Here is a 22871-nt window from a genome sequence, read left to right as displayed (position 1 = left end):
TTTACTTTTTCTTAGCCTCTTTCATACGTACAAATTCATTTGAATATCTAATTCCTTTTCCTTTATAAGGTTCAGGTTTGCGATAAGATCTTAAATTCGCAGCTATTTGACCAACTAATTGCTTATCTACTCCTTTGATAATAATTTCTGTTGGAGATGGGTTTTCTACTTCGATATAAGGAGGTAAGGAATATTCAATAGGATGAGAATAACCTAATGACATATTAATAATGTTGCCTTTTGTTATTGAAACACGATATCCTACTCCAGAAAATTGTAATTTTTTACTAAATTTCTTTGAAACTCCTATAATCATTGAATTTACAAGAGCTCTTGAAGTCCCTGCTTGTGCCCAAGCATTAGAAAAACCCAAACGTGCTGAAAAAGTTATTTTATTATTTAAGTATTCTACCTTAACTGAATTATGAATAATACGTGAAAGACAACCATACTTTCCTTTAATAGATATTGATTGTAAATTTAATTCAATCTTTATATCTGAAGGAATTAAAATTGGACGTTTAGCAACACGAGACATTTTTCCTCCATTAAGCTACATAGCATAAAACTTCGCCACCAAGACCAAGTCGACGTGCTGTACGGTCTGTCATAATTCCTTTAGAAGTAGAAATAACCGCTATTCCTAAACCTGCCATTACTTTAGGTAAAGTATTCTTCTTTTTATATATTCTTAAACTTGGTCTACTTACACGCTGAATCATTTCTATTACAGATTTGCCTTTAAAGTACTTTAAAATAACTTCTATCTCTAATTTATGATTACCTTCAACATTAAATTTTTTAATGTAACCTTCTTTTTTTAACAATTCAATAATAGAAATTTTTAACTTAGAATAAGGCATTTTAATAGAATACTTATTCGCTGATTGACCATTTCGAATTCGAGTGAGCATATCTGCGACTGGATCTTGCATACTCATTTTTAAACTACTCCAAAATTTATGAAAAATTACCAACTGGATTTTTTTAAACCAGGAATTTCACCCTTCATAGCAGCTTCTCTAACTTTAATTCGACTAAGCCCAAACTTTCGAAGAAAAGCATGTGGGCGACCAGTTTGACGACATCTATTTCTTTGACGAGATGGACTTGAATCTCGTGGAAAAACCTGTAATTTAAGCACAGCATCCCAACGTTCTTCCTCCGATAATTTCAGATTAGTAATAATATTTTTTAATGCAATACGCTGAGCATAAAATTTATTAGCTAATTTTACACGTTTAATTTCACGTGCTTTCATTGATTGTTTAGCCATTGAATAACCTTATTAATTTACTTACGAAAAGGAAAGTTAAAAAAAGACAATAACAAACGCGCTTCATGATTAGATTTTGCAGTAGTAGTAATAGTTATATCTAAACCACGAACACGATCGATTTTATCATAATCAATTTCAGGAAAAATAATTTGTTCTCGTATTCCTAAGCTATAATTTCCTCTTCCGTCAAAAGAATTTATGGATAAACCTCTAAAATCTCGAATACGAGGAATAGCAATAATAATCAAGCGTTCAAAAAAATCCCATTTTCTTTTTCCACGTAAAGTTACTTTACAACCAATAGGATAACCTTGACGAATTTTAAAACCAGCTACAGATTTTCGAGCTTTGGTAATAATAGGTTTTTGTCCAGAAATTGCAGTTAAATCTAAAATAGCATTGTCTAGTACTTTTTTATCTGAAGCAGCAGAACCTACCCCCATATTTAAAGTAATTTTATCAATTTTAGGAACTTGCATAACAGAACTATAATTTAGTTCCATCATAAGTTTGTTAATTATTTTTGATTTATAATAATTGTAAAACGTAGCCATTAAATTGCTCCAAAACTATTTAATCGTTTTTTTATTTGATTTAAAAAAACGAACTTTTTTACCTTCTTCAAATCTAAAACCAATTCGATCAGCTTTACTTGATTCTGGATTAAAAATAGCAATATTTGATATGTGAATAGGTGCTTCTTTTTCAAGAATACCACCATTTTTATTTTGAGAAGGAAGTGGTTTTTGATGTTTTTTAATTAAATTTAAACCATTAATAATAGCTTTATTTGAAGGCAAAATATTTTTAATAATACCTTTTTTTCCTTTGTCTTTTCCTGTTAAAATAATAATTTCATCATTACGGCGTAATTTCAATGCCATGATTTATTCCTTAAAAATTTTTATGTTATAAAACTTCAGGAGCTAAAGAAATAATTTTCATAAATTTTTCGGTTCTAAGTTCCCGAGTAACAGGTCCAAAAATACGAGTACCAACAGGTTGTTCATTATTATTCAAAACAACACAAGCATTGTTGTCAAAACGAATAATTGAACCGTCAGATCTTCTTACTCCCTTTTTTGTTCTAACAACTACAGCTTTCAATACCTCTCCTTTTTTTACTTTCCCACGAGGTATTGCTTCTTTAATTGTGATTTTAATTATGTCACCAATACGAGCGTATCGGCGACGAGAACCACCGAGTACTTTAATGCACATGGCTGAACGAGCACCTGAATTATCAGCTACATTCAAAATAGTTTGTTCTTGAATCATTTTTATAAAATTCCGAATAATTATGGTTATTTAATTAAAAAAACAAGTTTAAATATTGTAACATTAGTTATATTCAATGAATAGAAAACATGAGCAGACCTAAGTTTGTTCATGTTTTTAAAAAATTATTTTTTAAAAAATATTCTTTTCAACAATTCTAACTAAAATCCAAGACTTAGTTTTAGAAATTGGTCTAGATTCACGAATTTCTATTAAATCGCCAATAGAACATTCATTTTTTTCGTCATGAATATGTAATTTCGTCGTTTTTTTAACAAATTTTCCGTAAATTGGATGCTTTACAAAACGTTCGATTGCAACAACAGCAGATTTATTCATCTTGTCACTTGTAACACGACCTTGTAAAGTACGAATTTTTTCCTTCATTTTAGACGTTCCTTTTGTGTTAATAACGTCTTTACTTGTGCAATATTTCTTCTCACTTTACGCAATAAATGAGGTTGTTTTAATTTTCCAGATACAGATTGCATACGAAGATTAAACTGTTCTCTTAATAATTGTAGAAGTTCTATATTAAGATCTTGGCAATTTTTATTGCGAAATTTTAATATTTCCTTCATTACATCACCATTTTAGTTACAAAAGTAGTTTTAATAGGTAATTTGGCTGCAGCTAATTTAAAAGCTTCACGTGATTCTTCTTCAGAAACTCCATCCATTTCATAAAGAATTTTACCTGGTTGAATTAAAGCAACCCAATATTCGACGTTGCCTTTTCCTTTACCCATTCTTACCTCTAATGGTTTTTGAGTGATAGGTTTGTCCGGAAAAACACGTATCCAAATTTTACCTTGTCTTTTAATACAACGAGTTATAGCTCTACGTGCAGATTCAATTTGTCGAGCTGTTAAACGTCCTCGATCAATTGCTTTTAATCCAAATATACCAAAACTAACATTAGCACCAATAGAAAGACCACGATTGCGTCCTTTATGCATTTTACGAAATTTAGTACGTTTTGGTTGCAACATTAATATTTTCTCCTACTTGCGATTTTTTCGATGTTGCTTTTTTATTTGAACAGAAGGTTTTTCTAAATTTTCAACAGTTGACATTCCACCTAGTATCTCTCCTTTAAAAATCCATACTTTTACACCTATTACACCATATGTTGTATGAGCTTCTGAAACGCTATAATCAATATCTGCACGAAGAGTATGTAAAGGTACTCTTCCTTCTCGATACCATTCTCTACGAGCGATTTCAGCACCTCCTAATCGACCACTAACTTCTACTTTAATGCCTTTTGCACCTTGTCTCATAGCATTTTGAACAGATCTTTTCATAGCACGCCGAAACATCACTCGTCTTTCTAACTGAGAAGTAATATTTTCTGAAACAAGTTTAGCGTCTAATTCTGGTTTACGTACTTCAGAAATATTTATCTGAGCTGGAACACCAGTAATTGTTGCAATTTTAATCCTGAGTTTTTCTACATCTTCTCCTTTTTTCCCTATTACAATACCTGGCCTAGCTGTATAAATAGTAACGCGAATACTTTTAGCTGGTCTTTCAATAATAATCCGAGAAACTGATGCCTTTATTAATTTTTTCATCAAAAATTGACGAACTTTATAATCACTGTCTAGATGATCAGCAAAATCTTTAGTATTTGCAAACCATACAGAATTCCATTTTTTTATTATACCCAGTCGCATACCATTAGGATGTACTTTTTGACCCATTTACCTCTTCTCCAAAATGTTAACGATCAGACACAATTACAGTAATATGACTAGTACGTTTTAGAATACGATCTGCACGTCCTTTAGCACGTGGCATCATTCTTTTCATTGTTGAGCCTTCGTCAATAAATATGTTTTTTATTCGTAATTGATCTATATCTAAACCATCATTGTGTTCAGCATTTGCTATAGCTGATTCTAAAACTTTCTTTACTAAAACAGCAGCTTTTTTATTATTAAAATTCAAAATATTTAATGCTTTTGGAACTTTTTTACCACGAATTAAATCTGCTATTAAACGAATTTTTTGAGCAGAACAACGAGCTTGACGATGTTGAGCTAAGGTTTCCATTTATTCCTCATTTTTTATCTAACGTTTTTTTACTTTTTTATCTGCAATATGTCCTCTGTATGTCCTAGTTAAAGAAAATTCACCTAGTTTATGACCAACCATTTCTTCAGTAATAAAAATTGGAATATGATGACGCCCATTATGAACAGATATTGTTAAACCCACCATATTTGGAAAAACTGTTGAACGTCTAGACCAGGTTTTTAAAGGTTTCTTATCATTTATCTTTACTGCTCTTTCTACTTTTTTTAATAAATTTACATCAATGAAAGGACCTTTTTTAAGAGATCGTGGCATAAATGATCCTCTAAAGTTATTTATGACGATGACGCAAAATAAATTTTTCAGTGCGCTTATTTTTCCGAGTTTTTTTACCTTTAGTTTGGAGTCCCCATGGCGTTACTGGATGTTTTCCAAAATTTCTTCCTTCACCACCTCCATGAGGATGATCAACTGGATTCATAGCTGTACCACGAACAGTTGGCCGAATTCCTATCCAACGTGAAGCGCCCGCTTTTCCTAAAACTTTTAACATATGTTCAGAATTTCCAACTTCACCAATTGTAGCTCTACAATTAGATTCTGTTTTTCTCATTTCACCAGATCTTAATCTTAAGGTAGCATAATCATTGTCACATGCAACTAATTGGACATAGCTTCCAGCAGAACGAGCTATTTGACCTCCCTTTCCTGGTTTCATTTCTACGTTATGAATGAATGAACCAACTGGGATATTTTTGATAGGCAAAGAATTTCCTGTTTTAATAGGAACATTTACACCAGATATAATAGAATCACCTACTTTTAAATTTTTAGGTGCTAAAATATAATCTCTTTTCCCATCTTGATACAAGATTAATGCAATGTTAGATGAACGATTGGGATCGTATTCAAATCTTTCTACAAATGCTGTTATATTATCTTTATTTCTTTTAAAATCTATTATTCGATATGCTCTTTTGTGTCCTCCACCAATATGACGAGTTGTAATTCTACCATTATTATTACGTCCTCCAGTTTTACTTTTTTTTGATAAAAGTAAAGAATATGGTTTTCCTTTATATAGTTCTTTATTTACAACTTTAATAACGTGGCGACGACCCGGAGATGTCGGTTTGCATTTAACAATTGCCATTGTTTTTCTCCTCCGACTTACTCTATGTTACTCATAAAATCTAAGTTTTGACCTTTTTTGATTTTAATATAAGCTTTTTTCCAATCACTTCGACAAATAACACGATTAGATTGACGCTTTTTTTTTCCTTTTACATATACTGTTTTTACGCTATCAACTTCTATATTAAATAAATTTTGTACTGCAAATTTAATTTCGTTTTTCGTTGAATTCCTAGAAACTTTTAAAACTACAGTATTAAATTTTTCCATAGACATAGACGATTTTTCAGATATATGTGGAGAAAGTAATACCTTAAGTAAACGCTCTTCAGAAATCATGAAAGTATTTCCTCTACCTTCTTTAATGCTTCAACAGTAATTATAATATGCTCAAAAGCAATTAAACTAACTGGATCAATCGAACATACATCTTTTACATCAACTGAATATAAGTTTCTAGACGCAAGAAATAAATTATTTTCTACTCTTCTAGTTAAAATAAGCACATTATTTAAATTAATTTCTTTTAATTTTTTAACTAAAAGATTGGTTTTAGGTAAATCTAACGAAAATCTTTCAAATATAATTAATCTTTTTTGACGTATTAATTCAGAAAAAATACTCTTTAAAGCACCACGATACATTTTTTTATTAATTTTTTGAGCATGTTCTTGTGGTTTTGAAGCAAATGTGACTCCTCCTGATCGCCAGATAGGACTTCTGAAAGAACCTGCACGTGCGCGACCAGTACCTTTTTGACGCCATGGTTTTCTACCTGATCCGGAAACGTCAGCACGACTTTTTTGTGCTCGTGTACCTTGACGAGTAGAAGCTGAATAAGCGACAACTACTTGATGAATTAGAGCTTCATTAAAATCTCGACCAAAAATGATTTCAGAAACACTAAGAAGGCTTGGCACGTCTTTAATCACTAATTCCATGCTTAACTCCTTATTCCTCAAATCTTCTTAATAGCTGGTTTAACGATAATATCACTACCGGTAGGTCCTGGAACAGCACCTTTTACTAGAAGTAAGTTACGATTTTGGTCAATATTTACTACATTTAAATTTTGTACTGTAACACGATTATTACCTAAATGCCCCGCCATTTTTTTTCCTTTAAATACTCTACCTGGAGTTTGATTCTGACCAATAGAACCTGGTACTCTATGAGATAAAGAGTTTCCATGTGTTGCATCTTGAGTGCGAAAATTCCAACGTTTTACAGTACCAGAAAAACCTTTCCCTTTAGAAATACCTGTAATATCTACTTTTTTAATATTATTGAAAATATTAATTTTTATACTTTGACCTATCTGAAAATTTTCATCGCTATTAGTTCTAAATTCCCATAATCCACGACCAGGAATGACTCCTGATTTCAAAAAGTGGCCTGACTCTGGTTTTTTAAGTCTATTTAGTTTTTTTAGACCAGTTGTCACTTGAATGGCACGATATTTATCAATTTTAATATTTTTTATTTGTGTAATTCGATTTTCTTGTATTTCAATTACTGTAACAGGAATTGAACTTCCTTCCTTAGTAAAAATACGAGTCATACCAAGTTTTTTACCAACTAAACCAATCATTATTTAAAACCTTTTAATCATATATATATTTGATTAACCCAGGCTGATTTGAACATCTACACCAGCAGCAAGATCGAGACGCATAAGTGCATCAACAGTTTTTTCAGTAGGTTCTACTATATCGATTAATCGTTTATGTGTACGAATTTCATATTGATCACGTGCATCCTTATTTACATGTGGAGAAATTAAAATAGTAAACTTTTCTTTACGAGTTGGTAAGGGAATTGGTCCGCGAACTTGCGCACCAGTTCTTTTAGCTGTTTCAACAATTTCTGTAGTTGATTGATCAATTAATCTATGATCAAAAGCTTTTAAACGAATACGAATTCTTTGGTTCTGCATTAGACCAGAACTCCAATTTTATTTTAAAAATAAAAAATTTTATCCTGTCTCTATATATATTTTTAGAGATTGGATGCAGTTAATTGCTTTTATATAACTCCTATATTAGGAGTATTGTAGTATTTTTAGAATTTAAGTATATAAAAAAAAGTTTTATTTCACGATTATTTATCCAAAAAAAAAAAAAAAATTATTAGACTTTCACTAAAATTAATCAAGAAAAGAGCATTTTATACTCTTTTCTTAACAAATTCAACTAAGTACAGTATAAAAAATCAAACTAAAACTTTAGAAACAACACCAGCTCCAACAGTACGACCACCTTCTCGTATAGCAAATCTCAAACCATCTGCCATAGCAATTGGATGAATTAAAGTAACAGTCATTTTAATGTTATCTCCTGGCATAACCATCTCTACTCCTTCAGGCAATTCAATAGAACCCGTTACATCAGTAGTTCGAAAATAAAACTGAGGACGATATCCCTTAAAAAATGGAGTATGACGCCCACCTTCTTCTTTGGATAAAACATAAACTTCAGACTCAAATGTTGTATGTGGATGAATACTACCTGGTTTTGCTAAAACTTGACCTCTTTCAATTTCATCACGTTTTGTACCACGAAGCAAAACACCTACATTTTCTCCAGCACGGCCTTCATCTAATAATTTTCTAAACATTTCTACACCCGTGCAGGTGGTTTTAGTAGTTTTTTTAATTCCTACAATTTCTACTTCCTCTCCAACTTTAATGATTCCTTTTTCGACTCTTCCAGTAACAACAGTTCCTCTTCCTGATATAGAAAAAACATCTTCTATCGGTAATAAAAAAGGTTGATCAATTGCTCTTTTTGGTTCTGGAATATAAGTATCTAAAAATTTAGATAAATCAAGTATTTTTGATTCCCAATCTGCATCACCTTCTAAAGCTTTAAGAGCAGAACCACGAATAATAGGAGTATCATCTCCAGGAAAATCATACTGTGTTAGTAAATCGCGCACTTCCATTTCTACTAATTCTAATAATTCTTCATCGTCTACCATATCACATTTATTTAAAAAAACAATAATATAAGGAACACCAACTTGTCTACCAAGTAAAATATGTTCTCGAGTTTGAGGCATTGGTCCATCGGTAGCAGCTACAACTAAAATTGCACCATCCATTTGAGCTGCACCAGTAATCATATTTTTTATATAATCAGCATGACCTGGACAATCTACATGTGCATAATGCCTCAATTCAGTATCATACTCCACATGAGAAGTATTAATAGTAATACCTCTTGCTTTTTCTTCTGGAGCATTATCTATTTGATCAAAAGCACGGGCAGAACCTCCATATTTTTTTGATAATACAGTGGTAATTGCTGCAGTTAATGTTGTTTTCCCATGATCAACGTGACCTATGGTTCCTACATTTATATGAGGTTTTAAACGTTGAAATTTTTCTTTTGACATTATTATACCCTTTTAAATTTAAAGTTTTTATCAAATATTATTTTATAGAAAAAATTCTACTATTTCTCTCTTTTCTTAATAATTAAATCAGAAACAACAGACGGTGCTTCTACATATTTTAAAAATTCCATAGAATAGGAAGCCCTACCCTGAGTTTGAGAACGTAAATCAGTAGCATAGCCAAACATTTCAGATAAAGGAACACACGCATTAATAATTTTACCCATTTCTAAATCTTTCATTCCTTCAATAATTCCCCTCCGACGATTTAAGTCACCAATTACATCACCCATATAATCATCTGGAGTTTCTACTTCTACTTTCATAATAGGCTCTAGTAAAATTGGTTTTGCTTTTTTAAATCCATTTTTAAAAGCTAAAGAAGCTGCTAATTTAAAAGCTAACTCTGAAGAATCAACATCATGATATGAACCAAAATAAAGTCGTACTCCTATATCTACAACAGGATATCCCGCTAAAGGTCCGTACTTTAATTGTTCTTGAATGCCTTTATCAATTGCTGAAATATATTCACTAGGTATCACTCCTCCTTTTATATCGTTTATAAACAAATATCCTTTACCTCCTGGATCTAAAGGAAATAATTCTATTACAACATGACCATACTGACCTCGTCCACCAGATTGCTTAATATGTTTTCCTTCAATATCAGTAACTTTATTAAGAATGGTTTCGCGATATGCGACTTGTGGTTTTCCAACATTAGCATCAACGCTAAATTCTCGTTTCATTCGGTCAACAATTATTTCTAAATGCAATTCTCCCATTCCAGAAATAATTGTTTGATTCGATTCTTGATCTGTTCGAACTCTAAAAGAAGGATCTTCTTTTGCTAATCTAGCTAATGCTAAACCCATTTTTTCTTGATCAGCTTTTGTTTTAGGTTCTACAGAAATAGATATAACTGGTTCTGGAAAATCCATACATTCTAGGATAATAGGTTGATTTAGATCACATAAGGTATCACCAGTAGTTACATCTTTCAAACCAATCGCAGCTGCTATATCACCAGCATAGACTTCTTTTATTTCTTCTCTTTTATTAGCATGCATTTGAACAATTCTACCAAATCTTTCACGTTGAGATTTAACAGAATTAAAAACAGTATCTCCAGATTTTACTATTCCTGAATATACACGAAAAAATGTTAAATTCCCTACAAAAGGATCACTGGCAATTTTAAATGCTAATGCTGAAAATGGAGCTTTGTCATTTGAAGATCTTACAGCAGAAGTATTAACTTTGTCGTTTAAAACACCTTTAATATCTTGAATATCATTAGGAGCAGGCAAATATTCAATTATTGCATCTAGCAGTGCTTGTACTCCTTTATTTTTAAAAGCAGAACCACAAGTAATAAGTGTGATTTCATTATTTAAAGATCGTTTTCGTAATTCTGATTTTATTTCTGTTTCAGATAACGGAAGTCCGCTTAAATACTTTTCCATTAATTTTTCGTTAGATTCAACCGCGGACTCAATTAAAATTTGATGCCATTTTTCAGATAATTCAATCATATCAGACGGAATTTCATCATAAAAAAAAGTTATTCCTTGATCAACATCATTCCATTTAATTGCTTTCATTTTTATTAAATCTACAACTCCTTTAAAATTTTCTTCTGATCCAATAGCCAATTGAAGCGGTACAGGATTACCCCCTAATCGTGTTTTAATTTGTTTTACTGCTCTTAAAAAATTTGCCCCCATACGATCCATTTTATTTATGAAAGCTATACGAGGAACGTTATATTTATTGGCTTGTCTCCATACTGTTTCTGATTGAGGTTGAACACCTCCAACTGCACAATAAACCATAACAGCTCCATCCAATACTCGCATGGAACGTTCAACTTCTATAGTAAAATCCACATGTCCAGGTGTATCAATAATATTAATTCTATGAGGTTTAAATTGTTTGGCCATACCACTCCAAAACGCAGTAGTAGCAGCAGAAGTAATAGTAATTCCTCTTTCTTGCTCTTGCGCCATCCAATCCATAGTGGCAGCTCCATCATGAACTTCACCAATTTTATGATTAATACCAGTATAAAACAAGATTCTTTCAGTAGTAGTCGTCTTCCCTGCATCTATATGGGCACTTATACCAATATTACGATATTGAGAAATAGGTGTTGTACGAGACATAATTGTTTTCTCATCTTTAGGTTTTTAAAAAGTTATTACCGTATGAGCAAAATAAAACAATTGCCCCAATGTTATACGAATTAGAAAATTTTCTAAAAAAAATCACCAACGATAATGAGCAAAAGCTTTATTTGCTTCAGCCATGCGATGGACTTCTTCTCTTTTTTTAACAGCTGTTCCTTTATTTTCAACAGCATCATAAAGTTCATTAGATAAACGTAACGCCATAGATTTATCTCCTCTTTTTCGAGCAGAATCTACAATCCATCTCATTGCTAATGCATTACGACGAACTGGTCGAACTTCAACAGGAACTTGATATGTTGAACCACCAACACGACGAGATTTCACTTCTACTGTTGGACGTACATTTTCTAAAGCAATTTCAAATGCATCTAATTCTTTTTTATCTGTTCGTTTAGATAAATTTTTTAATGCAGTATACACAATTATTTCAGCAATAGATTTTTTTCCATCTATCATTAAAATATTAATAAACTTAGCTAGTAATTCTGAGGAAAATTTTGGATCTGGTAAAATTTTACGAGTGCTAATAATACGACGACGAGGCATAAAAAAACCCTCCATTAAATTAAGTAAAAATATTATTTACTCTCTTAGTTAAATATAATTAAACTTTTGCTTTTTTTACACCATATTTAGAACGTCCTTTTTTACGTTCTTTAACACCAGCACAATCTAGAGAACCTCTTACAATGTGATATCGAACTCCTGGTAAATCTTTTACTCTACCACCACGTATTAAAATTACAGAGTGTTCTTGTAGATTATGCCCTTCTCCACCAATATAAGCAGTTACTTCAAAACCATTAGTTAACCTTACACGACAAACTTTTCGTAATGCTGAATTAGGTTTTTTAGGAGTAGTAGTATACACTCGAGTGCAAACGCCCCTTTTTTGAGGACAACCTTCTAAAGCAGGAACATTAGTTTTAACTATTTTACGTAAACGAGGTTTACGGACCAATTGATTAACGGTGGCCATATATAAACTCCTTATTGCTAATTAATACTATGAGTAACATTAAGATAATATAAAAAAATTGAGGTCATATTATATCATGTAGAATTTTAGGATTGGATATATAAATCAAAGAATAAAAAAGTATATTTTACCAACTCATTTGTTTTTTATTTTTCAATGTTAAAGTAACAAAGTGAATATAACTAATTAAAATAAAATTACTAGAAATATTTTTATGAATTCCTCTAGCATAAACATCTTCTTTCATAACATATAAATTTGCTGAAGAAAAAACGATGTCTTCTAAAAAAATATTGTCAACTAATGCAATTAACACTCCATCTTGTAAAGCTAAAAAATCGTCTGTTTTTTTTAACATACTTGAAAAAGGAGAAATATTAGTTTCAAAAGGAGATTTCATTAAAGTATGTAGCATATTTATGTACCTTAAAAGTTAATGATTGCATCATGATCATCTAACTTTAGACGAAAAAAATGTGAACTTAGTATATTTACTTTTAATATAAATTTATTATGAAAATTTAATCCTCTATCAACTAATGAAGATTCACAACAATAAAAATTTTTAATACCGTATATAGATAATATAGGAAAAGAAGATGTATAATTACGTGATAAAATATTTTCCGATTTAGAACTTTTTAAAATTTGTAACACTCCATCTCCAATAAAAAATAAACTTATTTTTTTTATAATCAAAGAAACGCCAAAAATAGCATCTAATCCTTCTCTACCAAAACTAGTCCCATGTGGCGCATGAGAAAAAACAAAGGCAATTTTTTTCATTAAAATAAACACATTAAATTAAAATTGTATTATACGATCAGAAATTTGTATAGAATTTGCTAATTCTACTAATCCGCTAGATTGAAAAAAGGAAGCAAAATTACCTTTTTTAATCATTATATTTGATAATTTTTCATCTTCTACTATTCCTCGTCTTAAAGCAGCACTAATACAAACATACAGTTTTACTTTATGTTTTTTATTTAATTTTTGCCATGCTGCAAGTAAATTAAATTCATCGATAGCTGATTTATTTAAATTATTAGCATTAAGAACTCCATCACAGTAAAAGAAAACACTATTTAATGTATGAGACATCTTTATTAATGATTGGCAAAATAGGAAGGCTGTACTGGCATTTTGTGTTCCGTAAGCAGAACCTGTAACTAACACTGTATAATTCATATTAAAATATCTTAAGTCAAAAAAAATGTTATTCGTAAAAATATAATTTCATATAAATAGTGACAAAATGATATTAAATATTTTTTATATCTAATAATTCTATATCAAAAATTAAGATAGAATTTGCTGGTATTCCATTAATTCTATTACTTCCATATCCTAAATTAGGAGGTATGATTAATTTAATTTTACCACCTTTTTTAATATATTTTAAACCTTCTTGCCAACCTAATATAACATCTTTTAAGGTTAATGTTACAGGATTTCCTCTTTTATAAGAACTATCAAATTCCACACCATTAATTAAAGATCCTTTGTAATGAACTGTAAATTCTGTATTTTTTGTTTTTATTTCTTCACCTTCACCTAAATTTTCAACAATATACAAAAGACCGCTAGGAGTTTTATTTACTCCTTTCATTTCAGAAAATTTTTTCATATATAATTTTCCTTGAACTAAATTTTCTTTTTCACTTTTTTCAAATTGAACTTTTGCTGCATTTTTCAAATTTTCTTCTAATGTTTGAAGAATTATAGAAATTTCTTCATGTGATAGTTTTAAACTACCTGAAATAGCATCTTGAACTCCTAATAAAATACTATACTTGTCTAATTTTATTCCCATTTTTTTTTGTCTTTCAAAAGATTCGTTTACGTAATTACCTAACGATACTCCTAAAGAGTATCCTATTTTTTCATTATCGTTTTTAAAGAATTCTTTCTTTTCTGAATAAGATTGAATTTTAGAAAAAGGTAGGTTTTCTGAAAATGATTTTGGGATAAAAAAAATTAAATATAAGAATAAAATTCTTTTTAATAGAAAAAAAATCATTTATTACTCCAAAAACATGCAAAAAAAAAAAAAAAATAATAAATTTATTTTATATTTAAAAACTTTTATATTAAATTTATAGTTTTAATATAAAATTATTTAATTATTAATTTTTACATATTAAAAATTTTAAAAACCTTAACAAATAAAAATAAAAAAATACTTTACAAAGTTTTTTAGATAATCTAAAAAAAGATGTTAATAAAATTAAATAGGCTATGTTTTTATAACAATAATAGAAATAATTAATATTTAAAAAAAATACAAGACTTGTCAAGAAATTATATTATATAAAATAATAAATTAATTATTTATTAATAAGTTCAACTAAATTATTTATTAAAAAGTTCAACTATAATATATAGTATTAGTTTACTAAAAAATAAAAAATATAAATATTTTTATATTACTTTAATAATTTTTGAAAAATGTGATTTTCTTAAAAAATTTTATTTTCTATAAACATTTTTCTAAAGCACGATAAAAACGCTTCATACCTTCAACAATATCACCTTTACTAATAATTAATGAAGGAGCTAATCGAATTACATTTTTACCTGCAGTTAAAACAATTACACCTTCTAAAAATAAAGAATTTAAAATGTCATATATTTTTTCAGAAAGCTCTGATCTTAATACAATACCAATAAGTAAACCTTTTCCTCTTATTTCTGTAAAGAAATTAAAACGTTTATTAATAATATTTAATTCAAAAATAATTTTTTTTAATTTTTTTTCTACACCTAATAAAATTTTTTTTGTATTAATAATATCGATAACAGATTCTGCAACAGAACAAGCAAGGGGGTTGCCTCCATATGTAGTACCATGAATTCCAGGTTGGATTATAGATGCAATTTTATCCGTTGTTAACATCGCACTTATTGGAAAACCACCACCTAAAGACTTTGCAATAGTTAAAATATCGGGTTGTACTTCATAATGTTCATATGAATATAGCTTACCAGTTCTACCTATTCCAGTTTGGATTTCGTCAAAAATTAAAAGTGCATTATACTTGTAACACAACTCTCTAACTTCTCTGACAAAAGAAATCTCTGCTGGTATAATTCCTCCTTCTCCCTGAATAAGTTCCATTACTACAGCACAGGTGTTATTATCAATAATGTTTCTAACAGAATCAATTTCATTAAATTTAGCATGCATGATAGCGGGAGGTTTTGGTCCAAAAAAATCAGAATATTTTGCTTGTCCACCTACAGAAACAGTAAAAAAAGTTCGTCCATGAAACGAATTATAAAAAGATATAATTTTATTTTTCTTTAAACTGTATTTTTTAGATGAAAAGTAACGAGCTAATTTAAACGCTGCTTCATTTGCTTCGGCACCTGAATTTGCGAAAAAAACACGAGACGCAAAACTTGACGAAATTAACTTGTCAGCTAAACGTAAAGCTGGTTCGTTTGTAAAAATGTTACTGATATGCCATAATTTTTTACTTTGTTGACTTAAAACTTTATTTAATACAGGATGACAATGACCTAATGATGTCACCGCAATTCCACCTGAAAAATCAATGTATTCCTTTCCTTTTTGATCCCAAATACGACTGCCTTTACCTTTAACTGGAATAAAAAATGCTGGATTATAAATAGGTAAAATTAACTTATTAAAACTATCTCGAGTAATTAATTTTATTTTTTCTATCATTTATTTTCCTAAAGTATATTCACTGACATAATAAAGAATTTTACAGATCAAAAGATTAAATTTATAAAATTAAAATATACATTATATTTTATTAAATTTAAACTTATTTTATTAACAAACTTGAAAACACTAGAACAAGTTTTTTTAAAGTAAAAAACTATTTTAGATTTTAACATCTTGATACAATAATTTTAATAATTACCAATAAGATTTAAAAAAATATCTTAAAATTTTAATTTTTATAAAAAAAAGGTAAAAAAATGAAACATATCAACCAAATAAAACTGACATGGATTAGTTTTTTTTCATACGCTTTTACAGGTGCGTTAATTGTTATTACTGGAATGATAATGGGGGATATTGCTAATTACTTTCGTTTGTCTGTATCAGAGATGAGTAATATTTTCACGTTTTTAAATGCAGGTATTTTAATATCAATTTTTCTAAATTCTTGGCTAATAGATATTATATCAATAAAAAAACAATTAATATTTGGTTTTTTATTTTCAATAGTAGCAATACTGGGCATAGTACTTTCAAGTAATATACTTCTATTTTCTATAAATATATTCATACTTGGTTTAGTTAGTGGAATAACTATGTCAATTGGTACTTTTATTATTACGTATTTATATTCAGGTGAAAAAAGAGGATCACAATTATTACTCACTGATTCTTTTTTTAGCATGTCTGGTATGATATTTCCGATTATTTCTGCATATTTATTAGAAAAAAAATTTTTATGGTATTGGATCTATGTATTTATAGGAATTATTTATTTCTTTATTTTTGTTTTAACAATAAAATCACAATTTCCAATTTTAGAAAAAAAAACAAAAAATAACGACGAAATTAAACAATTTAATATAAATATAATTTTATTATCTATTTCAGCTTTATTATATATCTTAGGACAATTGAGTTTTATTTCTTGGGTTCCCCAATATGCCACTGAAGTTATCAAAATTAATATAAAAAAAACTGGTACTTTAGTAAGTAGTTTTTGGATGGCATATATGATTGGTATGTGGTGTTTTAGTTTTATGATCAAATTTTTTAATTTAGAGCGCATATTTATTTTTTTAACAGGCATTTCTTCAATACTTATGTATTGTTTTATTTATAGCAAAAGTTATTTAGCACTAAAATATACTATTATTACTTTAGGTTTTTTTTCTAGTGCAATTTATACTATTATTATAACAATAGCATCGTTAGAAACTAAAAAACCATCTGCAAAATTAATTAATTTAATTTTATTTTTTGGAACTATTGGAACTCTGCTTACTTTTGTGATAACTAGCCCAATTGTCGCAAAAAAAGGATTATATGCAACGTTAATTTTTTCAAATATATTATATATAATAGTTTTTTTTCTATCTTGTATAATTTTTAATAACAAAAAAAATAAATACTATTTATAAAAAACTATTATTAAGATCAATATATTTTTTTAAATAAACTAGAATAAATAATAACTTCTGGTTTATTTAAATAATTAATTTATACCTATAGCAGTAGACACACGTTTTAAAATTTTTTCAGATTTTAATCTTGCCCTAATTGCTCCTTCTTTAGCAACTTTTTTCAAATAAGATTCATCTTTTCGATAAACTAAGTAAGATTTTTGCAATTTATGCAAAAATTTAGATATATTATCAAAAATGATTTTTTTAAATTCACTATACATTATACCTTCAAATTCTTTTTCTAAGATAGAAATTTTTTTATTTGTAATAGCAGAAAGAATTTCTAATAAATTTGAAATACCTGATTTTCTTCTTAAATCATAATATATTTTAGGTGGCATTTCTGAATCTGTAACAGCATTTTTTATTTTTAAAAAAACCGAAGAAATATCTTCTAATAAAAAAATTACATTATTTTTATTAGTATCTGATTTAGACATTTTTTTTGTAGGATCCAATAAAGACATAATTTTAGATCCAGTTTTAGTAATTAATGGCTTAGGTAAGGTAAAAATATCTCCATATAAAAGATTAAAACGATTAGCAATATTACGAGTTAATTCTAAATGTTGTTTCTGGTCTTGTCCTACAGGTACTAAATTCGTTTGATACAATAAAATATCTGATGACATTAAAACAGGATAATTTAATAATCCAATGTTTATATTTTCAACATAATTGTCTTGTATTTTTCTTTTATTTTTAAATTGTGTCATTCGAGATAGTTCTCCAAATTGGCTAAAACAACTTAAAATCCAATTTAATTGACTATGCTGATAAACATGTGATTGAATAAAAATAATACTTTTTTTCGGATTCACCCCACAAGCTAAATATAATGCTAATGTATCTAAAACTGAATTTTGTAAAGAAAAATTTTTATTCAATGTAGTCAAAGAATGTAAATCTGCAATACAATATAAGCATTCATAATTATCTTGAAATGAAGACCAATGACGCATTGTTCCTATATAATTTCCAATACTCAAGTTTCCAGAAGGCTGTATCGCACTAAATAATATTGGTTTAGAATTAATCATATTATATGATCCTAAAATATATTAAATGCATCAATGAATAGATGTAGAATAAACGTTTTTTAATTCTTCACGTATCTTTTTTATAATAATATCATAGTTAGTGTAGCCAAAAAGTCCAGAACCAATCACAAAAACATTTGCTCCTGAAAAAGCTATCTCAGAAATATTTTCTAATTTAACCCCGCCATCGACTTCTAAAAGAATATTTGATGAATTTAACTCTATTTTTTTTCGAACTTCACGTAATTTACTAAAAGTAGACGGTAAAAAAGATTGATTACCAAATCCGGGATTTACTGACATTAATAAAATTAAATCTAGTTTTTCCATTATATAATCAAGAAAATTAAGAGAAGTTGCAGGATTTAAAGCTAAACCTGCTTTGCATCCGCAGTCCTTAATAAGATTTAAAGTACGATCAATATGATCTGTTGATTCTGGATGAAAGGTAATAAAGTCAGCTCCAGCTTCAGCAAATTGCGGGATTAAATTATCTACTGGTTTTACCATTAAGTGAACATCAATCGGTACAGTAATGTTATAGTTACGCAGAGATTTTAAAATCATAGGACCCATTGTTAAATTCGGAACATAATGATTGTCCATTACGTCAAAATGTATCCAATCACTTCCTGCATTTATAGCTTTTTTTGTATCTTCTCCTAAACGAGCAAAATCAGCAGATAAAATTGAAGATGATAAAAAAAACTTTTTCATTTTAATCTTCCTACCTTTTATTTAATTTTATTTAATAATTTTATAAAAAAAAATCTTTTAATTAGTATGTTTTTCATTGCATTATAAAAAATAAAAAAACTCCAATATTTATTGAAAAAATGACTTTTACATGAAAAAATATTAATTAATAACATTTTAGTTAAATATTAAAAATAAAATAAATTTTTTAAGACACACTGAATTTATATTTTTAATAAGAAGTAAAGTTATTAATATAACCTTTAGAAAAAGGTTTTCTAATGAAAAATAAATTCAATAAAAAATGCTGTGATTATCGCAAAATTATTTTAAAAAAATATACATAAAACTTTATTTAAGTTAACAAATTGTTAAATAAAATTTTATTTTTATTTATATAGTACTTTTTTAAAAATCTTAATAAAAAATTAAATTCTCTTTTTACCAAAAAAATATTTTTAAAAAGAAATATAGTTTAGAAGAAAAATTTTAATATTTAATTAAACTTCAAAACTATATAAAATGAAAAAAATTAAATTTTTATTTTAATAAAAAAACTTATAATATTATTATGTTATTGTTAATTTCAATTATTAAAAATTTTATTGAGAATCTTTAATTGCACTTAAAATAATATTTTTATCTATTCCTGAATAGATTTCTGCTTTTCCAATAGAAACTGGAAGCACTAATCGCATTTCTCCAGAAATAACTTTTTTATCTCTCATCATATATGGTAAATATGAAGCAGCAGACATATTTTTAGGCCCTTTAACAGGTAATCCTGTTTTTTTTAATAAAGACAATATTCTTTTATAATCTATTTTTTTTAAACACCCTATTAGTTCTGATGTACGAGATGCCATTACCATTCCTATTGAAATTGCTTCACCATGTAACCAATTACCATAACCAGCATGTGCTTCAATAGCATGACCATACGTATGTCCAAAATTTAATAATGCTCTAAAATTATTTTCTCTTTCGTCAAGAGCAATTATTTTTGCTTTCAATTCACAACATTTTTTAATACAATAAGACATTAATTTATTGTTCAATAATAATAAATTTTCAATATTTTCTTCTAACCAATTAAAAAAATTTGCATCAAAAATAACAGCGTATTTAATAACTTCTGCCATACCAGAAACTAATTCGTTATGAGGAAGAGTTTTTAAAAAATTGATATCAATAATAACAGAAGAAGGCTGCCAAAACGAACCCACCATATTTTTACCAAGTAAATGATTTACTCCAGTTTTTCCACCAACAGAAGCGTCTACTTGAGATAAAAGAGTAGTTGGAATTTGAATAAATCTTACACCTCTCTGATAAATAGACGCTGCAAATCCAGTTAAATCACCTATTACTCCTCCACCTAATGCGATTAAAGTCGTATCACGAGAATGTTTTTTTTCTAATAGAGTAGAAATGATTACTTCTATTTCATTTAATGTTTTAAATTGTTCTCCATCTGAAAGAATGACCTGATCTATTTTAATACCAGATTTCCTTAAATGAAAAAATACCTCGTCTTTAAAAAGATTAGCTAATGTTTTATTTGTGATTAACATAGCTTGATTTCCAGGATTTAACGGCCAAAAAATATTGTCTTCCTGAATAATACCAGATCCGATATTAATCGGATAGCTACGTTGTCCTAAAACAACTTTTAACTGTTCCATAATTTTTATACTCTGTAAACATTATGTTTGAATAATTGCATTACATTTTTTCTAATAAATGAATAATACTATATGCAACAGATTTAGCACTTTGATTGTCAGTTTGAATTTTAAAATCTGCTATTTCTTCATATAATGGATTTCTTTCATATGCTAAATTTTCTAATACAATACGATTTGAAATATTAGATTGTAATAGTGGTCTTTTTTTATCTCTTTTTGTACGTGACAACTGTTTTTCAATAGTAGTTTCTAAATATATAACAATTCCACGAGCGGACAAAATATTACGATTTTCTTTGAATTTTACTGAACCTCCACCTGTAGCGAGAACAATGCCTTGTTTTTTTGTTAACTCATCAATAATTTTTACTTCTCTTTGACGAAAACCATTCTCACCTTCAACGTCAAAAACCCAACTTATATTAGCTCCAGTGCGTTTCTCGATTTCTTGATCAGAATCAAAAAATTCCATGTTGAGTTGTTGAGATAACTGACGACCAATAGTACTTTTACCAGCTCCCATAGGCCCAATTAAAAAAATATTTCTTTTTTCTGCCATATTTTTATTACTAAGATAATTCGTTAATAACAGCAATGCTCAGCAAATATTGCTAGCAAGGCATAAAAAAAACTACGATTTAGAATAAATTAAATTTATATAAATATTCTAAATTAATAGCAATTATATATTTAGAAATAATAATCTTATTAATTTTTCATTAAAAAATATAATCCTTGTATGTAAAAAGAATTGTTTAAAAAAAATAATATTTTTATAATTTTAAAAATTTCTTGTAATACTTTTATCAAAAAAAACAGAATAAAAACATCTAAAAATTTATTTTTAAAAATTCTTACTGAATAAATTTTTTTCTAAATAGAATCATATTCTATCAGAGTAAACCTTCTTTTTTCTATAATTTATTTATTATTTTAATACAAATATTTTTTGTAAAAATTTTCACAAATTTGAGTCTTTATTAAAAAAATAATTTTGTTAAGTTAAAAAACTTGACGTAATTTGTTTTTTAAGTTTAAAATAGATTTTGTATAAAAAAATTTTAAAATTCTTTAAACTTTAAAGGTGAGATGTCCGAGAGGCTTAAGGAACACGCCTGGAAAGCGTGTATATGGAAACGTATCAAGGGTTCGAATCCCTTTCTCACCAAGAATCCCTTTCTCACCATAAGATTTAGAATATTAAAAATTTAATCTTAAAAATTGCACATTCTTATTCAGAATTCTTTTTTAATTTTTTTACAATAGTAAAGCAGTTTCTAGAGATAAAGTAATCATATTATGAAAACTAGACTCTCTATCCTCAGATGATAATGCATCTTTTTTAATGATATGATCTGATACAGTACAAATTGATAGTGCTTGAGCTTTTAATTCAGAGGCAACGGCATATATACCAGAAGTCTCCATATCTATACCAATAATATTATATTTTTTTAAAATTTTTAACATGTCTTCATCATCACTATAAAATGAATCTGTTGTAAAAAAATTGCCAATATGAACTTTAAGATTCATTTTTTTAGCTGTTAAAAAAGCATGAAAAATCATTTCAAAATCTGCAATTGCAGCATAATCGTGATTATTAAAACGTATTCTATTGACTTTTGAATCTGTAGAAGCGCCCATACTAATAACGATATCACGCAATTTTATATTATTCTGAATAGTACCACAAGTTCCTACACGAATAATTTTTTTTACATTATATTCTGATATTAACTCTCTTACATATAGAGACGCAGAAGGTATTCCCATACCATGACTCATAATAGAAATTTTTTTGCTTTTATAATATCCTGTATATGCTAACATTAATCTAGTATCATTAATTTGAATAGCACTGTTTAAATAATTTTCCGCTATATATTTAGCTCTTATTGGATCACCGGGCATAAGAACTATATTTGAAAAAGAATTTTTTTCACTTTTAATATGAAGTGTAGGCACTGATTTTTTCCTTATT

At 28.1% G+C, this 22871-nt stretch carries 32 protein-coding genes and 1 tRNA gene; 2 read left to right on the top strand and 31 right to left on the bottom strand.

The window, feature by feature from the left end; all coding sequences use genetic code 11:
- Position 1: 1 nt before the first annotated feature.
- The 26 genes from rplF to D8S97_RS01055 form a co-directional block, all read right to left on the bottom strand.
- Entirely contained in the window at positions 2-538 is a 537-nt protein-coding gene (gene rplF, locus D8S97_RS01180) for a 50S ribosomal protein L6 (protein ID WP_158361086.1), read from the bottom strand.
- 10 nt (positions 539-548) lie between these two features.
- A complete protein-coding gene (gene rpsH, locus D8S97_RS01175; RefSeq protein ID WP_158361085.1) occupies positions 549-941 on the bottom strand; it encodes a 30S ribosomal protein S8 in 393 nt (130 codons plus the stop codon).
- A gap of 29 nt (positions 942-970) precedes the next feature.
- Positions 971-1276: a 30S ribosomal protein S14 gene (gene rpsN / locus D8S97_RS01170; RefSeq protein WP_158361084.1), complete on the bottom strand. Its 306-nt coding sequence runs from the start codon at positions 1274-1276 to the stop codon at positions 971-973.
- Between the two features lie 17 nt (positions 1277-1293).
- On the bottom strand, positions 1294-1833 hold the full coding sequence (gene rplE / locus D8S97_RS01165) for a 50S ribosomal protein L5 (protein ID WP_158361083.1): 540 nt from the start codon (positions 1831-1833) through the stop codon (positions 1294-1296).
- Positions 1834-1848: 15 nt separating this feature from the next.
- Complete coding sequence (gene rplX / locus D8S97_RS01160; RefSeq protein ID WP_158361082.1) at positions 1849-2163, bottom strand: 50S ribosomal protein L24; 315 nt, start codon at positions 2161-2163, stop codon at positions 1849-1851.
- Between the two features lie 25 nt (positions 2164-2188).
- Positions 2189-2557, bottom strand: coding sequence for a 50S ribosomal protein L14 (gene rplN, locus D8S97_RS01155; RefSeq protein ID WP_158361081.1), 369 nt, complete (start codon positions 2555-2557; stop codon positions 2189-2191).
- Between the two features lie 132 nt (positions 2558-2689).
- The gene (rpsQ, locus tag D8S97_RS01150) at positions 2690-2944 is read right to left on the bottom strand and encodes a 30S ribosomal protein S17 (RefSeq protein ID WP_158361080.1); all 255 of its coding nucleotides are present in this window, start codon (positions 2942-2944) and stop codon (positions 2690-2692) included.
- The gene (gene rpmC / locus D8S97_RS01145) at positions 2941-3138 is read right to left on the bottom strand and encodes a 50S ribosomal protein L29 (protein ID WP_158361079.1); all 198 of its coding nucleotides are present in this window, start codon (positions 3136-3138) and stop codon (positions 2941-2943) included. Before rpmC ends, rpsQ begins: the two co-directional genes overlap by 4 nt.
- On the bottom strand, positions 3138-3548 hold the full coding sequence (gene rplP, locus D8S97_RS01140; RefSeq protein ID WP_158361078.1) for a 50S ribosomal protein L16: 411 nt from the start codon (positions 3546-3548) through the stop codon (positions 3138-3140). Before rplP ends, rpmC begins: the two co-directional genes overlap by 1 nt.
- A 12-nt stretch (positions 3549-3560) precedes the next feature.
- Positions 3561-4262, bottom strand: coding sequence for a 30S ribosomal protein S3 (gene rpsC, locus D8S97_RS01135; RefSeq protein ID WP_158361077.1), 702 nt, complete (start codon positions 4260-4262; stop codon positions 3561-3563).
- Between the two features lie 19 nt (positions 4263-4281).
- Positions 4282-4614, bottom strand: coding sequence for a 50S ribosomal protein L22 (gene rplV / locus D8S97_RS01130; RefSeq protein ID WP_158361076.1), 333 nt, complete (start codon positions 4612-4614; stop codon positions 4282-4284).
- 18 nt (positions 4615-4632) lie between these two features.
- Positions 4633-4911: a 30S ribosomal protein S19 gene (gene rpsS, locus D8S97_RS01125; protein WP_158361075.1), complete on the bottom strand. Its 279-nt coding sequence runs from the start codon at positions 4909-4911 to the stop codon at positions 4633-4635.
- 16 nt (positions 4912-4927) lie between these two features.
- Positions 4928-5749 carry a 50S ribosomal protein L2 gene (gene rplB / locus D8S97_RS01120; RefSeq protein ID WP_158361074.1) on the bottom strand — a complete coding sequence of 274 codons (822 nt, stop codon included), beginning with the start codon at positions 5747-5749 and terminating at the stop codon, positions 4928-4930.
- A gap of 17 nt (positions 5750-5766) precedes the next feature.
- A complete protein-coding gene (gene rplW, locus D8S97_RS01115) occupies positions 5767-6069 on the bottom strand; it encodes a 50S ribosomal protein L23 (protein WP_158361073.1) in 303 nt (100 codons plus the stop codon).
- The gene (rplD, locus tag D8S97_RS01110; protein ID WP_158361072.1) at positions 6066-6671 is read right to left on the bottom strand and encodes a 50S ribosomal protein L4; all 606 of its coding nucleotides are present in this window, start codon (positions 6669-6671) and stop codon (positions 6066-6068) included. Before rplD ends, rplW begins: the two co-directional genes overlap by 4 nt.
- 17 nt (positions 6672-6688) lie before the next feature.
- Positions 6689-7321, bottom strand: a complete 633-nt coding sequence (gene rplC / locus D8S97_RS01105; RefSeq protein WP_158361071.1) for a 50S ribosomal protein L3 — start codon at positions 7319-7321, stop codon at positions 6689-6691.
- A 33-nt stretch (positions 7322-7354) separates the two neighbouring features.
- Positions 7355-7666 (bottom strand): 30S ribosomal protein S10, encoded by a 312-nt coding sequence (rpsJ, locus tag D8S97_RS01100; RefSeq protein WP_158361070.1) that lies wholly within the window; start codon positions 7664-7666, stop codon positions 7355-7357.
- A 275-nt stretch (positions 7667-7941) separates the two neighbouring features.
- Positions 7942-9126 (bottom strand): elongation factor Tu, encoded by a 1185-nt coding sequence (gene tuf / locus D8S97_RS01095; RefSeq protein WP_158361069.1) that lies wholly within the window; start codon positions 9124-9126, stop codon positions 7942-7944.
- A gap of 59 nt (positions 9127-9185) precedes the next feature.
- Entirely contained in the window at positions 9186-11294 is a 2109-nt protein-coding gene (gene fusA / locus D8S97_RS01090; RefSeq protein WP_158361068.1) for an elongation factor G, read from the bottom strand.
- Positions 11295-11396: 102 nt separating this feature from the next.
- A complete protein-coding gene (gene rpsG, locus D8S97_RS01085) occupies positions 11397-11867 on the bottom strand; it encodes a 30S ribosomal protein S7 (RefSeq protein ID WP_158361067.1) in 471 nt (156 codons plus the stop codon).
- A 58-nt stretch (positions 11868-11925) separates the two neighbouring features.
- Positions 11926-12300, bottom strand: a complete 375-nt coding sequence (gene rpsL, locus D8S97_RS01080) for a 30S ribosomal protein S12 (protein WP_158361066.1) — start codon at positions 12298-12300, stop codon at positions 11926-11928.
- Positions 12301-12427: 127 nt separating this feature from the next.
- On the bottom strand, positions 12428-12715 hold the full coding sequence (gene tusB, locus D8S97_RS01075) for a sulfurtransferase complex subunit TusB (RefSeq protein ID WP_158361065.1): 288 nt from the start codon (positions 12713-12715) through the stop codon (positions 12428-12430).
- 11 nt (positions 12716-12726) lie between these two features.
- Positions 12727-13086, bottom strand: coding sequence for a sulfurtransferase complex subunit TusC (gene tusC, locus D8S97_RS01070; RefSeq protein ID WP_158361064.1), 360 nt, complete (start codon positions 13084-13086; stop codon positions 12727-12729).
- A gap of 18 nt (positions 13087-13104) precedes the next feature.
- Positions 13105-13491, bottom strand: coding sequence for a sulfurtransferase complex subunit TusD (tusD, locus tag D8S97_RS01065; RefSeq protein ID WP_158361063.1), 387 nt, complete (start codon positions 13489-13491; stop codon positions 13105-13107).
- A gap of 73 nt (positions 13492-13564) precedes the next feature.
- On the bottom strand, positions 13565-14323 hold the full coding sequence (gene fkpA, locus D8S97_RS01060) for an FKBP-type peptidyl-prolyl cis-trans isomerase (RefSeq protein WP_158361062.1): 759 nt from the start codon (positions 14321-14323) through the stop codon (positions 13565-13567).
- A 456-nt stretch (positions 14324-14779) separates the two neighbouring features.
- Positions 14780-15994, bottom strand: coding sequence for an aspartate aminotransferase family protein (locus D8S97_RS01055; protein ID WP_158361061.1), 1215 nt, complete (start codon positions 15992-15994; stop codon positions 14780-14782).
- A 260-nt stretch (positions 15995-16254) separates the two neighbouring features.
- Between D8S97_RS01055 and tsgA the strand changes: the two genes are divergently transcribed.
- Positions 16255-17418: an MFS transporter TsgA gene (gene tsgA, locus D8S97_RS01050; RefSeq protein WP_158361060.1), complete on the top strand. Its 1164-nt coding sequence runs from the start codon at positions 16255-16257 to the stop codon at positions 17416-17418.
- Positions 17419-17492: 74 nt separating this feature from the next.
- Here tsgA and trpS read toward each other — a convergent pair whose 3' ends face one another.
- From trpS to aroK, 4 genes are all read right to left on the bottom strand, one after another.
- A complete protein-coding gene (trpS, locus tag D8S97_RS01045) occupies positions 17493-18503 on the bottom strand; it encodes a tryptophan--tRNA ligase (protein WP_158361059.1) in 1011 nt (336 codons plus the stop codon).
- Between the two features lie 30 nt (positions 18504-18533).
- On the bottom strand, positions 18534-19220 hold the full coding sequence (gene rpe, locus D8S97_RS01040; RefSeq protein ID WP_158361058.1) for a ribulose-phosphate 3-epimerase: 687 nt from the start codon (positions 19218-19220) through the stop codon (positions 18534-18536).
- 581 nt (positions 19221-19801) lie between these two features.
- The gene (gene aroB, locus D8S97_RS01035; RefSeq protein WP_186821882.1) at positions 19802-20884 is read right to left on the bottom strand and encodes a 3-dehydroquinate synthase; all 1083 of its coding nucleotides are present in this window, start codon (positions 20882-20884) and stop codon (positions 19802-19804) included.
- Positions 20885-20924: 40 nt separating this feature from the next.
- The gene (aroK, locus tag D8S97_RS01030) at positions 20925-21446 is read right to left on the bottom strand and encodes a shikimate kinase AroK (protein WP_158361056.1); all 522 of its coding nucleotides are present in this window, start codon (positions 21444-21446) and stop codon (positions 20925-20927) included.
- A 524-nt stretch (positions 21447-21970) separates the two neighbouring features.
- On the opposite strand from aroK, the gene D8S97_RS01025 reads away from it, so the two are divergent.
- A tRNA-Ser gene (locus D8S97_RS01025) sits at positions 21971-22055 on the top strand.
- Positions 22056-22144: 89 nt separating this feature from the next.
- Here the strand turns inward: D8S97_RS01025 and deoD are convergent.
- Entirely contained in the window at positions 22145-22855 is a 711-nt protein-coding gene (deoD, locus tag D8S97_RS01020; RefSeq protein ID WP_158361055.1) for a purine-nucleoside phosphorylase, read from the bottom strand.
- Between the last annotated feature and the right edge of the window lie 16 nt (positions 22856-22871).

It is taken from the genome of Buchnera aphidicola (Rhopalosiphum maidis), from assembly GCF_003671935.1.
Lineage (GTDB): Bacteria > Pseudomonadota > Gammaproteobacteria > Enterobacterales > Enterobacteriaceae > Buchnera > Buchnera aphidicola_AL.
This window is presented reverse-complemented; position numbering and strand designations above follow the sequence as displayed.

Coding starts and splice junctions, on each gene's coding strand:
- fkpA (WP_158361062.1), bottom strand. CDS start 14,323: ATGATTTTTTTTCTATTAAAAAGAATTTTATTCTTATATTTAATTTTT.
- aroK (WP_158361056.1), bottom strand. CDS start 21,446: ATGGCAGAAAAAAGAAATATTTTTTTAATTGGGCCTATGGGAGCTGGT.
- rpsH (WP_158361085.1), bottom strand. CDS start 941: ATGAGTATGCAAGATCCAGTCGCAGATATGCTCACTCGAATTCGAAAT.
- rpsJ (WP_158361070.1), bottom strand. CDS start 7,666: ATGCAGAACCAAAGAATTCGTATTCGTTTAAAAGCTTTTGATCATAGA.
- fusA (WP_158361068.1), bottom strand. CDS start 11,294: ATGTCTCGTACAACACCTATTTCTCAATATCGTAATATTGGTATAAGT.
- D8S97_RS01055 (WP_158361061.1), bottom strand. CDS start 15,994: ATGATAGAAAAAATAAAATTAATTACTCGAGATAGTTTTAATAAGTTA.
- trpS (WP_158361059.1), bottom strand. CDS start 18,503: ATGATTAATTCTAAACCAATATTATTTAGTGCGATACAGCCTTCTGGA.
- rpmC (WP_158361079.1), bottom strand. CDS start 3,138: ATGAAGGAAATATTAAAATTTCGCAATAAAAATTGCCAAGATCTTAAT.
- tusC (WP_158361064.1), bottom strand. CDS start 13,086: ATGAAAAAAATTGCCTTTGTTTTTTCTCATGCGCCACATGGGACTAGT.
- rplP (WP_158361078.1), bottom strand. CDS start 3,548: ATGTTGCAACCAAAACGTACTAAATTTCGTAAAATGCATAAAGGACGC.
- rplX (WP_158361082.1), bottom strand. CDS start 2,163: ATGGCATTGAAATTACGCCGTAATGATGAAATTATTATTTTAACAGGA.
- rplD (WP_158361072.1), bottom strand. CDS start 6,671: ATGGAATTAGTGATTAAAGACGTGCCAAGCCTTCTTAGTGTTTCTGAA.
- rpsQ (WP_158361080.1), bottom strand. CDS start 2,944: ATGAAGGAAAAAATTCGTACTTTACAAGGTCGTGTTACAAGTGACAAG.
- rpsL (WP_158361066.1), bottom strand. CDS start 12,300: ATGGCCACCGTTAATCAATTGGTCCGTAAACCTCGTTTACGTAAAATA.
- rpsS (WP_158361075.1), bottom strand. CDS start 4,911: ATGCCACGATCTCTTAAAAAAGGTCCTTTCATTGATGTAAATTTATTA.
- rpe (WP_158361058.1), bottom strand. CDS start 19,220: ATGAAAAAGTTTTTTTTATCATCTTCAATTTTATCTGCTGATTTTGCT.
- rpsG (WP_158361067.1), bottom strand. CDS start 11,867: ATGCCTCGTCGTCGTATTATTAGCACTCGTAAAATTTTACCAGATCCA.
- tusD (WP_158361063.1), bottom strand. CDS start 13,491: ATGAATTATACAGTGTTAGTTACAGGTTCTGCTTACGGAACACAAAAT.
- rplN (WP_158361081.1), bottom strand. CDS start 2,557: ATGATTCAAGAACAAACTATTTTGAATGTAGCTGATAATTCAGGTGCT.
- rplV (WP_158361076.1), bottom strand. CDS start 4,614: ATGGAAACCTTAGCTCAACATCGTCAAGCTCGTTGTTCTGCTCAAAAA.
- tuf (WP_158361069.1), bottom strand. CDS start 9,126: ATGTCAAAAGAAAAATTTCAACGTTTAAAACCTCATATAAATGTAGGA.
- tsgA (WP_158361060.1), top strand. CDS start 16,255: ATGAAACATATCAACCAAATAAAACTGACATGGATTAGTTTTTTTTCA.
- rplW (WP_158361073.1), bottom strand. CDS start 6,069: ATGATTTCTGAAGAGCGTTTACTTAAGGTATTACTTTCTCCACATATA.
- rplC (WP_158361071.1), bottom strand. CDS start 7,321: ATGATTGGTTTAGTTGGTAAAAAACTTGGTATGACTCGTATTTTTACT.
- rplE (WP_158361083.1), bottom strand. CDS start 1,833: ATGGCTACGTTTTACAATTATTATAAATCAAAAATAATTAACAAACTT.
- tusB (WP_158361065.1), bottom strand. CDS start 12,715: ATGCTACATACTTTAATGAAATCTCCTTTTGAAACTAATATTTCTCCT.
- aroB (WP_186821882.1), bottom strand. CDS start 20,884: ATGGAACAGTTAAAAGTTGTTTTAGGACAACGTAGCTATCCGATTAAT.
- rpsC (WP_158361077.1), bottom strand. CDS start 4,262: ATGGGTCAAAAAGTACATCCTAATGGTATGCGACTGGGTATAATAAAA.
- rplB (WP_158361074.1), bottom strand. CDS start 5,749: ATGGCAATTGTTAAATGCAAACCGACATCTCCGGGTCGTCGCCACGTT.
- rplF (WP_158361086.1), bottom strand. CDS start 538: ATGTCTCGTGTTGCTAAACGTCCAATTTTAATTCCTTCAGATATAAAG.
- rpsN (WP_158361084.1), bottom strand. CDS start 1,276: ATGGCTAAACAATCAATGAAAGCACGTGAAATTAAACGTGTAAAATTA.